Genomic DNA, 11783 nt, shown 5'->3' on the forward strand with positions numbered 1-11783 from the left:
CGCGCGGACCTGATTGCTCTCCATGTTGCCCAAGTTCTGGTGGTCGCCGTTGTTGTGCGTCGGGCTGTTGGCCTGCAATCCGCAGACCGGCGAGAAAAAGCCCGTGGCCGACCCTGCTACCGCACTGGCCGCCGATGGCGACCACATGGTGTCGATCAATGCCGCTGATGCGCCGGCCCCGCCGGCACCGGTGTTGCCGGCCAAGGACAAACCCTGGCCCGAGCTGCTGCTGGAAAACGGCAAGGCCTGGGTCAGCTGTGGCACCGACTATGCGGGCGAGAATGGCGATGGCACCGAACTGGCTGCATTTGACCGCGCCAGCATGGATGCGGCACTGGAACCCTGCAAGGAGCGCGGCCTGGTGCGGGTGCGCTACGCCGGCAAGATCAATCCTTCGTTCGCGGCGATGATGACGCGTCTGGCGGTTGTGGCCGACGCGATGAAGATCAGCCGGCGCATCCTCGATCTGGATTCCAGCGGCGGCCAGGTGGAAGCAGCCATCGTTGCCGGTGACAGCATCGGCGAGTCTGGCTGGACCATCTGGGTGCGCGAAGGTTCGGTCTGCCACAGTGCCTGCGTGTTCGTGCTGGCGGCGGGCGACAACCGCTTGATCTCCGGCAAGGTTGGCATCCACCGCATGATGCGGATCAGCTCCAGCGCCAGTTCGCGTGCGGAGTTGAACAAGGAGCTGCACGAGGTCTACGACAACGTGAAGGACTACCTGCAGCGCAACGGCGTGGCGGTGGGCGTGGCCGACCTGATGATGACCGTGCCCAACCGCAGCCTGCGGGTGCTGACCAACGAAGAGCTCAAGCAGTACGGGCTGGACGGCACCAATGCGGTGCAGGATGACCTGGAGCGCATCAAGCAGATGCGCAAGTGCGGCGATGACTTCGTACGCCGCAAGGATTCCTTCCTGATCGCCTTCGACCGCGAGTGCAAGGTGGAAGGTGCTGATCTGGAGGCGGTCAACCGCTGCGGGCAGGCGTTGAAGGAGCAGTTCGGCTTCCCGGATGAGGTCTGCCCGGAGGAAAGCCCGCTGTCGGAAATCGACACCGCCATGCTCGAGCCGATGCCGACCGCCATCCCGACCGGCGCCGCGGAGTCGGTGGTGGCGCCGGCTGCGGTAGCTGCACCAGCCGTCAGTGCGCAGGTGGGTGCTTCCAGTACACGAAAATGAACAAATGAAAGGATGCGGAAGCTCGTAAACCGTGATTGGATTGGCATTCCGTTCAACTGAAAGCGTCATGGAGAGAGCTATGCGACCCAGTTGTTTGTTGATGGTGCTGTCCCTGGCCGTACCGGCTGCAGGCGTTTTTGCGCAGGCACCCGCAGCGGCCCCAGCCCCAGCGCGGGCTGCGGCCCCGGCCGCCCCCGCGCCCGCACCGGTGTCAGCCGCCGCACGGCCGGCGCCAGCGCTCAGTGCAGCGCAGCAGGCGCAGGTGGCCAAGCAGGATGCGGAGATGACCGCCGCCGCACAGCGGGTGGCGCAGCTGGTGGATGGCCAGCAGGCGGCCACCGTATGGGACGGTGCCTCGGCGGTGGCGCGCAAGGCGGTGACCCGCGATGTGTTCGCCAACAACGTCAATGCCGACCGCGCCAAGCTGGGCGCACTGGTATCGCGTGGCAAGCCATCGATCACCCGCGTGCAATACCCGGCCGGTGCCTCGGTGCCGGAGGGCATCTACTTGAACGTCAGCTTCCCGACCCGCTTTGCCAACAATGCCCAGCCGGTGCGCGAGCTGGTCTCGTTCCGCCTGGATGAGGACAAGGTGTGGCGCGCCTCCGGCTATAGCGTGCGCGCGGCCTCGGCCAACTAAGCGCCACTGCCGGCAAGGCAAAGCACACGGGCGCCGCAGGGCGCCCGATGTGTTTGCGGGCTGATTGCCGCATGCCTGATCTGGATCAATGAATCCTTACACCGGCCTGCTTACCCTGCCTGCGGTAGGCATAACGGAGTGGCACATGCGCAAGGTGGATGTGGTGGTGGTGGGAGCCGGCCCGGCCGGCTTGAGTCTGGCCCGCAGCCTGGCAGGCAGCGGCCTGTCGCTGGCGTTGATCGAACAGCAGCCGCTGGCCGCGCTGGCCGAGCCGGCCTTCGACGGCCGCGAGATCGCGCTGACCCACGCCTCGCGGCAGATCATGCGCAGCATGGGCCTGTGGCAGCGCATCGATCCGGCCGAGATCTCGCCGTTGCGCAGTGCCAAGGTGATGAATGGCAGCTCGCCGTTCGCGCTGGGTTTCGCCGCGCAGGGCGAGGGCGTCGATGAGCTGGGCTGGCTGATTCCCAATCACCTGATCCGGCGTGCAGCCTGGGAGGCGGTGCAGGGCCAGGCGGGGCTGGAGCTGCTGGATGGGCGCTCGGTCACTGCAATCGATGCCGGCGAGGCGTACAGCACGGTCAGCATGAGCGACGGCAGTCAGCTGCGCGCGCGACTGGTGGTCGCCGCCGACAGCCGCTTCTCGGCGACCCGGCGGATGATGGGTATCGGTGCGCAGATGCGTGACTTCGGCAAGTCCATGCTGGTCTGCCGGATGCAGTGCGAGCGACCGCATGAGCACGCCGCCTGGGAATGGTTCGGCTACGAGCGGACCTTGGCGATGCTGCCCTTGCCGGGCAACCAGGCCTCGGCGGTGATCACCATGCCGCCACAGCAGCTGCAGCAGTTGCTGGCACTGGATGAGGCCGACTTCGGCCGCACCGTCAGCGGCTTCTTCGAACACCGCCTGGGAGCGATGACTCCGATGGGGACGCGCCATGCCTATCCGCTGGTGGGGGTGTATGCGCACCGCTTCGTCGGCAAGCGCTATGCCTTGATCGGCGACGCGGCGGTCGGCATGCATCCGGTCACCGCGCATGGCTTCAATTTTGGCCTGCACAGCCAGCAACGGCTGGCGAAGCTGTTGCTGGAGGCGGTGCGTGGCGGTGGCGATATCGGTGCGGACGGCCTGTTGGGCAGCTACCAGCGTGGTCATCGGCTGGCGACACGGCCGTTGTACGAGGCCACCAATGCCATTGCCGGGCTTTATAACGACAGCCGGCTGCCGGCACGCCTGCTGCGCGGCGCGGCATTGCGGGCCGCGCAGGGCGTGGTTCCGTTCAGGAAGTTGATTGCCGGGCATCTGACCCAGGCGCGCGCGTAGCGGGGGGCTCGCGGGTTTGTAGGAGCGGCGTAAGCCGCGAAGCCGGTGCGGGTGGCAGGCGAGGGTGCGATGCCGGACAGGGTGTGAGCTTCGCGGCTTACGCCGCTCCTACAAACGCTGCGGCGCCGACGGGTGCCGGGAAAGCCCCTGCCGAGCATGGCTCGGCACTACAGGCGCTCCTGCAGCGCTGATGTGGCGCTGGGACGGCCCCTGCCGAGCATGGCTCGGCACTACCTCACTCATCTTCGTCTTCGTCGTCTTCTTCGGCGCGATTCGGGTCCGGATCGGCGAGGACGTTGATCAGGACATCGCCAAGCGCCACCTGCTGGCCGCCGCGGATCTTGCAGGCCTTGCGCAGCTCCACCACGCCATCCACGGTGACCTGGCCGTCGGCAATGATCATTTTTGCCTCGCCGCCGCTGGTGACCAGATCGGCCAGTTTCAGCAGCTGCTTCAGTTCCACGTAATCGCGGTCAAGTTCAAATTCGATGGTCTGCATGGTGTTCACGGAGAAAAACGAGTGCTATTGTGCGCCATCGGCGACCCGTGCGGGTGCTCCAACAGGGGCCACGCGGCGGCCGGTTGTGTTCGTAAGCTGAACGCAAATCTAGCCATGCGCGACAGCTGAGCTGTTTAGAGCGCACAATATGCGTCTTTTCGCCCGCCCGTTCGCGGCGGTGCCCCCGGAGTTACCATGTCCCAAGATACCCCCGCGCCGCTGCTGTTTGCAGATCTCGGCCTATCCGAGCCTGTGATGAAGGCAGTGGCCGAAGTCGGTTACGAGACCCCGTCGCCGATCCAGGCTGCCACCATTCCGGCAATGCTGGAAGGCCGCGACGTGCTCGGCCAGGCGCAGACCGGCACCGGCAAGACCGGCGCCTTCGCGCTGCCGGTGCTGTCCAACATCAATCTTTCCGCCACCAAGCCGCAGGTGCTGGTGCTGGCCCCGACCCGCGAACTGGCCATCCAGGTCGCCGAGGCGTTCCAGACCTATTCGGCGTCGATGCCGGGCTTCCGCGTGCTGCCGGTGTACGGCGGCCAGCCCTACGGCCAGCAGCTGTCGGCCCTGCGCCGTGGCGTGCACGTCGTGGTTGGCACCCCGGGCCGCGTGATCGACCACCTCGATCGCGGCACCCTGGACCTGTCCGAGCTGAAGACGCTGGTGCTCGACGAAGCCGACGAAATGCTGCGCATGGGCTTCATCGACGACGTTGAAGCCGTGCTCAAGAAGCTGCCGGAAACCCGTCAGGTCGCGCTGTTCTCGGCCACCATGCCGCAGCAGATCCGTCGCATCGCGCAGACCTACCTGCGTGAGCCGGTGGAAGTGACCATCGCTTCCAAGACCACCACCTCGGCCAACATCCGCCAGCGTTACTGGTGGGTGGCGGGCATGCACAAGCTGGACGCGCTGACCCGCATCCTGGAAGTGGAACCCTTCGACGCGATGATCATCTTCGCGCGTACCAAGGCGGGTACCGAGGAGCTTGCCACCAAGTTGCAGGCGCGTGGCCTGGCCGCTGCCGCCATCAATGGCGACATGCAGCAGGCCCAGCGTGAGCGCACCATCGCCATGCTGAAGGACGGCAAGCTCGACATCCTGGTGGCCACCGACGTGGCCGCCCGTGGTCTGGACGTGGAGCGCATCAGCCACGTACTGAACTACGACATCCCGTACGACACCGAAAGCTACGTGCACCGTATCGGTCGTACCGGCCGTGCCGGCCGCAGCGGTGAGGCGATCCTGTTCGTCACCCCGCGCGAGAAGGGCATGCTGCGCCAGATCGAGCGCGCAACCCGCCAGCCGATCGAAGAAATGCAGCTGCCGAGCGTGGATGCGGTCAACGATCACCGCGTGACCAAGTTCATGGACCGCATCAGCCAGGCCCTGGCTGCCGGCGACATGGATTTCTACCGCGACCTGCTGCAGCGCTACGAAGGCGAGCACAACGTGCCGGCCATCGATATTGCCGCTGCGCTGGCCAAGCTGCTGCAGGGCGATTCGCCGTTCCTGCTGACCCCGCCGGTGCGTGAGCGCCGCGAGCAGTCGTTCGAGCGCAGCGAGCGTCCGGCGCGTGACGGCGGCTTCCATCGCCGTGACGAGCGCGGTGACCGTGGTGATCGCCCGGCCCGCTTCGAGCCGCGTTTCGAGCGTGCGCCGCGTCATGATGATGGCGAGCGCGCACCGCGCCCGCCGCGTGGCGAAGGTGATTTCGAGTCGCGTCCGCGTCGCGAAATGCCGCCGCGCAGCGCGCCGGAGTTCGGCATGGAGACCTACCGCATTGAAGTCGGTCATACCCATGGTGTGAAGCCTGCCAATATCGTCGGCGCGATCGCCAACGAAGCCGGCCTGGAAAGCCGTTTCATCGGCCGCATCGATATCCACGATGGTCACTCGGTGTTGGACCTGCCGGCTGACATGCCGACCGACGTGCTGCAGCACCTGAAGAAGGTGTGGGTGTCGGGCCAGCAGTTGCAGATGCGCAAGGTCGAGGCGGGTGAGGATCACGGCGCCGCTGCGCCGTCGTTCAAGCCGCGTTTCGACAAGGGTGACGGCAAGCCGGGCGGTCGTCCGTCGGGTCCGCGCGGCCCGCGTCCGGGCGGTCCTGGTGGTTCGCGTCCGGGTGGCTTCAAGCCGCGCGGCCCGCGCAACTACTGATCCGGCCCGTCCAACGCGTGTGACCAGACAACCCCGGCAATGCCGGGGTTGTCTGTTTCTGACCGTTTGTCGGCCTGTCAGGACCGGATGGGACGACAAGTCCAAGCCGCGACCGTCTTCACGTACTGCTCGCAGCGGGTTATTGCGATAATGCTGCTTATCCGCGTCGGGGAACGCGAGAGGGAAGCTCATGGCAGTAGGGGGAGGGGCAGGTACTGGCAGGGTCGGATGTAGATGGGCCGTGCTTCTGCTGCTGTCGACGTTCTTTGCATTGTGGCCGTTGCTGGGCGCCGCCCAACCGCTGCAGGTGGGCCGTGATTTCCTGATTGCCGGCGCCGCAACGGCTGAGCAGGCGCCTTTGCGTGCCTGCAGTGCCGAAGCCTTGGCGCGGATGCGCCCTGCCATTGAAATTGCCGCGCCCGAAGGCGGTTGGTCGGGTGCGCCGCAAGGCGTGGGCGTATTCAATGTGTTTGCCGGCGAGGTGATGATTTTCCACGGCGACCGCCAGGTCTGCGGTGATATGCAGGATGCCCGCACCCGCGACTCACGTTTCCGTGCTGGCGTCGGCCTGGTGGTGGTGCCCAAGCAGGGCACGGTAGAGCCGATCCGGGTGGCCTGGGAGTCGCCGCTGAAGCCGCGCTGGATTCCCACCGTGCACCTGGCCGCGCCCAGCCCGCTGCAGCAGCAGGACACCTTGCGGCTGGTGGTGCGCACCGCCTGCGTGGCGATTGCGCTGGCCTTGGCCCTGTCCGCGTTGATGGGGTTCGCCACCACGCGCGGACGCGACTTCCTGATCTATACCCTGGTCTGCGGGCTGTTGGTGGTGTGGCAGGCGGTGCTGAGTGGACTCAGTGGCTATCCAGAGCCGTGGCTGCCGGTGGATGGCCACGCGCCGGTATGGATGGTCTCGGTATCAGCGCTCAGCTATGCGGTGATGGGCTGGGTGCTGTGGCGGATGTGCGGTGGTCGTCGTGTGCTGCGTGGCTCGCGGCCGTGGATGCGGGGGCTGATGGTCGTGCTGGCGCTGGTCGCGTTGGCCGCGCCGTTCATGCCTTGGCCGTTGTTGGCGTGGATGGCGGTGGCGCTGGACGATTTCTTCACGTTGATCTGCATGACCTCGGTAGGCATTGCCATCGTTGCGCTGCGACGGCGTAACTTCCAGGCGCTGGATGGGCTGGTGGCGGTGATCCCGCTGTTGGTGATGGCGCTGGCCGACCTGATGGACAACCGCCTGCTGGTGGAGTTCCGGGTCGAGGCGATCCAGGTCTCGGTTACCTGGTTCCTGATGATGGCGGCTTACTCCCTCAATCGCAGCCTCAGCCAGCTGCGCCAGCAACGCGATGAGATGCGCGAGCTTGCCGATACCGACACCTTGACCGGCCTGCCGAATCGCCGCGCTGGCCTGCGCCAGCTCGACCACTATCTGCGCGAGGCCAAGGCTGGCGGGCTGCCGCTGTCGATTGGCTTCCTGGACATCGATCTGTTCAAGCAGATCAACGACAACTATGGCCACGATGGCGGCGACCAGGTGCTGATATCGGTGGCCAATACCTTGTTGACCGGTGTGCGCAGCCGCAGCGACGTGATCCGCATGGGCGGCGAGGAATTCCTGATCCTGCTGCCGGGAATCGGCGCTGACGCGGCGCGTCCGCGGCTGGAGCAGCTGCGCGAAAAACTCACCGTACAGGCGCGCGGGCTCAAGCATGAAGGCCTGGTGGTCACTGCCAGTATTGGTCTTGCCGAGCTGCAGTACCGCGACAATGACGTGGCCGGGCTGCTGCGGCGGGCCGACAATGCCATGTACCAGGCCAAGCGCAGCGGCCGGGACCAGGTGGTGGATGCGCGCGATATCCGGGAAGTGCCCTGAACAGGCAATCCGGCCGCGCTGTTCCGGCCGCGGGTGATGGCGGATAATTCGCCGATGACAATCCGAATCAACAAGCACATTGCCGAAACCGGCTTCTGTTCGCGCCGTGAGGCCGATCGCCTGCTGTCCGCCCGTCGCGTCACCGTCAATGGCATCGTCGCCGGCACCGGCGCGGTCGTGGGCGAGGGCGACGAGGTCAAGGTGGACGGCCAGCCGCTGCGCGCCCGTGCGGTGCAGAAGAGCACCGGCCGCCGCCATGTCTATATCGTGCTGAACAAGCCGGTAGGCATCACCTGCACCACCGAGAGCGCGGTCAAGGACAACATCGTCGAGTTCGTCGGCCACGAGCAGCGCATCTTCCCGATCGGTCGCCTGGACAAGGATTCGGAAGGACTGATCCTGATGACCAGCAACGGCGACATCGTCAACCAGATCCTGCGTGCCGAGAACGGCCACCAGAAGGAGTATCTGGTAGCGGTCAACAAGCCGGTCACCGACGAGTTCCTGCGCGGCATGGCGCGTGGCGTGCGCATCCACAACGAGATGACCTTGCCGTGCCGCACCAGCCGCATCGCCAAGTACGGTTTCCGCATCATCCTGGAGCAGGGCTTGAACCGGCAGATCCGTCTGATGGCCGCCGAGTTCGGTTATCGCGTCACCCAGCTGCGCCGTGTGCGCATCGACAACGTCAAGATCGGTGCGCTCAAGCCCGGTCAATGGCGCAACCTGAGCGAGCAGGAGCTGCGCGGGTTGCTGCCGCAACAGCAGCAGTGGTGAAGTGTGACACGCTCACCGCGCTTTGCGCGGTGAGCCGCTAGACTCTGCTGCGCCTCCATCCTGCCGCTTTGGACCCGTGCATGATCAAGCCCGCATTGCCTGCCCATGAAGCCGAACGTATTGCCGCGCTGCAGCGTTACCGGGTGCTGGACACCGCACGCGAGCAGGAGTTCGATGACCTGGTGACCATCGCCCGCACCATCTGCGGCACGCCGATGGGGGCGGTGACCCTGATTGATCGCGACCGGCAATGGTTCAAGGCCCTGCAGGGCCTGGACGGTGAACAGACCCCGCGCGACGAGGCGTTCTGCGCCCACACCATCCTCAAGCCGCAGGAACTGACCGTGGTGGCCGATGCGCGCCAGGATCAGCGTTTCAGTGGCAACCCCTCGGTGTTGGGTGATCCACATATCCGCTTCTACGCCGGTGCGCCGCTGCTCAGCAGCGATGGCTATGCACTGGGCTCGCTGTGCGTGTTCGATTCGGTGCCGGCGCAGCTGGGCACCCCACAGGCCGAGGCATTGCGCGCGCTGTCGCGGCAGGTCAGCCGGATGATGGAAATGCGCCTGCTGCGGATCGAGATCGATCATCACCAGGCCGAGCACGATTGGTACGAGGCGCACCTGCTTGAGTACTACCAGCAGCTGGAGCAGCTCAATGTGGAGCTGTCCGAGCAGACCCGTACGGACCCGCTGACGGGGCTGCCCAATCGCCGCGCGCTGTCCGCTGCGCTGACGGAAGCGATCGGACGTGCAGGTGAGGTTGCGCCGGTGGTGGCCATCGTTGATATCGACCACTTCAAGCTGGTCAATGACATCCATGGCCATACCGAAGGTGATCGGGTGCTGGTCGAGCTGTCCAGCGTGCTGAAGTCACAGTTTGCCGCGCGCGGCATGGCCGCGCGTTATGGTGGCGAGGAGTTCGTCATCCTGATGCCGGATACACCGCTGCAACAAGCCGAGCTGCAATGCGAATACCTGCGTGAGTCGGTGGGCATGCTGCCGATCGGCCGGCCGATTTCGGTGAGTATCGGCCTTGCCGTGCACCGCGCAGGTGACGCACCAGGCGAAACCCTGCGCCGTGCCGATGCCGCGCTCTACCAGGCCAAGGCCGAGGGCCGTGATCGGGTGGTTGTGGCGGGCTGAGCCGAGATGGCATAGCCCGGGGAAGCGCAGCGCACCCGGGAATCAAGTTGCCGCGCGGCCAACATATTTCGTCCATACGACGTCTTTGGCCCAAGCGTTCGGTAGGTGTCTGAGGCGAGCCCCGGGTGCGCTGCGCTTACCCGGGCTACATGGCGGCAAGCGATCAGGCCTGACCGGTGCTTGCCGCAGCCGGCCGCAGCCGGTTCAACAGCGGGTGCAGGAACACGCCACCAAGAATGATCGCAACGCCCAGATAGAACTGCGGCGTCAGCTCATGCTGCTCGCCAAGGAACAACATCGCCAGCACGATCGCGTAGACCGGTTCCAGGTTGGTCACCAACTGCGTGGTGTAGGCGCTCAAGTGCCTTAGCGCGACCAATGCCAAGGCAAACGGCAGCAGCGTGCACAGGCCGGACAGGGCCAGCAGCAACAGGCCGTCGTGCAGGTTGGGCAGCACCCACAGGTCACTGGCCAGGGCCGGCAGCAACAGCGGCATGACGGGCGCCAGCAGGGTCAGGGTCAAGGTGCCTGCACCCAGTTCCACCGCAGTGACCGTCAGCGGATCGGCGTGGCCGACCATGCGCTTGTTGAGCGAGCCGAACAGCGCCACCAGCAATGCGGAGGCGGCACCGACCGCCACGCCCAATCGCATGCCATCGGGCACGCCGCCAACCACCAATGCGACACCGGGCAGCACCACCACGCCCAGCGCCAATTCGCGCATCTGGAAGGGACGCCGCGCAATCCATGGCTCGATGATGGCGGTGAACACCGGCGCCAGTGCGATGCAGGTGGCCGCAACCGAGGCATTGGCCAGCTTCACCGCGCCGTAGAAGGTAAGCCAGTGCAGTGCCACCAGTGCGCCGATGCCGGCATAGCCCAGCACCAGCCGCAGGTTCAAGCCCGACAGCCCGCGCCAGACGCGCGGCAGCAGTGCCAGCATCGCCACCACCAGCAACATCCGCCACCACACCAGTGGCAACGCAGGCAGGGTGATCAGCTTGCCGAGGATGGCGGTGACGCCCCATAGCAGGACGCAGAAGTGGATCTGCAGCAGGGCTTTGCGGGTGTCGTTGGTAGGCATCGCCGTATTGTCGCCGATGCGGCGTGGTTGCGCCGCGCCGCGGGCTTCAGTTTGCGTCGATCAGCCGTTGCAGTTCGCGTGCCGCCGCTGGGTTGCGGTGCTTGGCGGCGCTGATAAAGTACAGGAAGACCTCGCGTGGTGCGGCGGCTGCAGATGGTGCGGCCAGATGCGGCAGTTCGGTTGCGTCTTCGCCCTTGCGCCAACGCCGGACGCGATCGGCCCACGGTGCAAGCTCACTGGCCGGATAGCCGGTAGCGTGCTCGTCGCGGCTGCCCATCAGGCGTGCATAGACGAAGTCGCCGGACAAGTCGGCAGCGTTGGGATAGGCGACGGAGTCGGTATAGACCAGCGCGATGCCGTGCTGGCGGATCAGCGCCACCAGCTCGGCATCGAAGCAGCCGGGATCGCGAACTTCCAGGGCATGGCGCTGGCGGCGGCCATTGACCTGCTGTGGCAGTAATTGCAGGAACGCCGCGAGATCTTCGCGGTCCAGCGTGCGCCCGGCGTCGAACTGCCACAGCAGTGGCCCAAGCCGATCGCCGAGATGGCTGATGCCATCGATGAAGTCCTCGATCTGCCCGCCGCTGGCGGCGAGTTTGCGCGCAGTGACAATACGCTTGGGCGCCTTGGCCGAGAACATGAAGCCCTCCGGCGTGGCATCGCGCCAAGCGGCATAGATATGCGGCTTCTGCGCGCCGTAATAGGTGCCGTTGATCTCGATGCTGGTCAGCTGCTGGCTGGCATATTCCAGTTCACGCCGCTGCACCAGACCAACCGGATAGAAGGTGCCACCGCGCCACGGCACATAGGTCCAGCCACCGATGCCGATATGCACGCCGGGCGCATGTGCTGCGCTGGAAAACAGATCGTTCAAGACAATGCCCCGATGCTTTGTGGGAGCGGTGCAAGCCGCGAAGCCGACAATGTACCTGCACAAGGTAGTGCCGAGCCATGCTCGGCAGGGGCTTTCCCGGTAAACCATCTGCCAACGGAACCGGATGAGTCGCGTTGCCAGCACTGCATCAGTTCGCAAAGAGCTTACCCCTCCCCAACCCTCCCCTTGGCCTCCGGCCAAAGGGAGGGAGCGTAGTGCCGAGCATGGCTCGGCAC

The 11783-nt window shown here is 65.8% G+C and carries 10 protein-coding genes; 7 read left to right on the forward strand and 3 right to left on the reverse strand.

Going from position 1 to position 11783, the window contains the following annotated elements:
* The first annotated feature begins 22 nt into the window (after positions 1 to 22).
* The 3 genes from QMX78_RS03840 (at position 23) to ubiM (ending at position 3144) form a co-directional block, all read left to right on the forward strand.
* Positions 23 to 1180 carry a hypothetical protein gene (locus QMX78_RS03840; RefSeq protein ID WP_282266709.1) on the forward strand — a complete coding sequence of 386 codons (1158 nt, stop codon included), beginning with the start codon at positions 23 to 25 and terminating at the stop codon, positions 1178 to 1180.
* Between the two features lie 79 nt (positions 1181 to 1259).
* A complete protein-coding gene (locus tag QMX78_RS03845) occupies positions 1260 to 1820 on the forward strand; it encodes a DUF4019 domain-containing protein (RefSeq protein WP_282266710.1) in 561 nt (186 codons plus the stop codon).
* A 145-nt stretch (positions 1821 to 1965) separates the two neighbouring features.
* Positions 1966 to 3144 (forward strand): 5-demethoxyubiquinol-8 5-hydroxylase UbiM, encoded by a 1179-nt coding sequence (ubiM, locus tag QMX78_RS03850; protein WP_282266726.1) that lies wholly within the window; start codon positions 1966 to 1968, stop codon positions 3142 to 3144.
* 235 nt (positions 3145 to 3379) lie between these two features.
* On the opposite strand, the gene QMX78_RS03855 is transcribed toward ubiM, so the two are convergent.
* On the reverse strand, positions 3380 to 3643 hold the full coding sequence (locus QMX78_RS03855) for an RNA-binding S4 domain-containing protein (RefSeq protein ID WP_282266712.1): 264 nt from the start codon (positions 3641 to 3643) through the stop codon (positions 3380 to 3382).
* A gap of 195 nt (positions 3644 to 3838) precedes the next feature.
* Here QMX78_RS03855 and QMX78_RS03860 point away from each other — a divergent pair, with 195 nt between their 5' ends.
* The 4 genes from QMX78_RS03860 (at position 3839) to QMX78_RS03875 (ending at position 9589) form a co-directional block, all read left to right on the forward strand.
* The gene (locus tag QMX78_RS03860) at positions 3839 to 5800 is read left to right on the forward strand and encodes a DEAD/DEAH box helicase (protein ID WP_282266714.1); all 1962 of its coding nucleotides are present in this window, start codon (positions 3839 to 3841) and stop codon (positions 5798 to 5800) included.
* Positions 5801 to 6041: 241 nt separating this feature from the next.
* On the forward strand, positions 6042 to 7667 hold the full coding sequence (locus QMX78_RS03865; protein WP_343239163.1) for a diguanylate cyclase: 1626 nt from the start codon (positions 6042 to 6044) through the stop codon (positions 7665 to 7667).
* A gap of 54 nt (positions 7668 to 7721) precedes the next feature.
* A complete protein-coding gene (locus QMX78_RS03870; protein WP_282266718.1) occupies positions 7722 to 8444 on the forward strand; it encodes a pseudouridine synthase in 723 nt (240 codons plus the stop codon).
* Between the two features lie 80 nt (positions 8445 to 8524).
* On the forward strand, positions 8525 to 9589 hold the full coding sequence (locus QMX78_RS03875) for a sensor domain-containing diguanylate cyclase (RefSeq protein ID WP_282266720.1): 1065 nt from the start codon (positions 8525 to 8527) through the stop codon (positions 9587 to 9589).
* 163 nt (positions 9590 to 9752) lie between these two features.
* Here QMX78_RS03875 and QMX78_RS03880 read toward each other — a convergent pair whose 3' ends face one another.
* Together QMX78_RS03880 and QMX78_RS03885 are read right to left on the reverse strand one after the other, a co-directional pair.
* Positions 9753 to 10673: a DMT family transporter gene (locus tag QMX78_RS03880; RefSeq protein ID WP_282266722.1), complete on the reverse strand. Its 921-nt coding sequence runs from the start codon at positions 10671 to 10673 to the stop codon at positions 9753 to 9755.
* Positions 10674 to 10719: 46 nt separating this feature from the next.
* On the reverse strand, positions 10720 to 11547 hold the full coding sequence (locus tag QMX78_RS03885; RefSeq protein ID WP_282266724.1) for a DUF72 domain-containing protein: 828 nt from the start codon (positions 11545 to 11547) through the stop codon (positions 10720 to 10722).
* Positions 11548 to 11783: the final 236 nt, after the last annotated feature.

Origin of the sequence: Stenotrophomonas sp. PS02298 (genome assembly GCF_029959445.1) — a bacterium.
Taxonomy (GTDB): domain Bacteria; phylum Pseudomonadota; class Gammaproteobacteria; order Xanthomonadales; family Xanthomonadaceae; genus Stenotrophomonas.